This is a genomic window from Frankia sp. Mgl5 (assembly GCF_023242985.1).
Taxonomy (GTDB): domain Bacteria; phylum Actinomycetota; class Actinomycetes; order Frankiales; family Frankiaceae; genus Parafrankia; species Parafrankia soli.
The window spans coordinates 1-265 of record NZ_JALKFY010000154.1 but is presented as its reverse complement, the minus strand read 5'-3'; the positions used below and the strand labels follow the sequence as shown (position 1 = coordinate 265).

1 protein-coding gene is annotated in these 265 nt (G+C 55.1%); it reads left to right on the top strand.

Annotated elements, in window-relative coordinates; translation table 11 throughout:
• On the top strand, positions 1-265 hold a 265-nt coding region (locus MXD62_RS08780), incomplete at both ends, for a class I tRNA ligase family protein (protein WP_248828887.1).

Below are 265 nucleotides of genomic sequence, written 5' to 3'. Positions count from 1 at the left end.
AGCCATTTACGATCGTGATCCCGCCTCCGAACGTAACAGGGAAATTGCACCTGGGTCACGCGCTTGATACCACCCTGCAGGATATCATCACTCGAGCCAAGCGCATGCAGGGATACAGCACGCTTTTCCTGCCCGGGATGGACCATGCCGGAATTGCCACACAGGCACGTGTTGAAGCGACGCTTCGCGAAGAAGGCATCTCCCGCCACGAGTTGGGCCGGGAGAAATTTTTGGAGAAAGTTTGGGAATGGAAGCATGTATATGC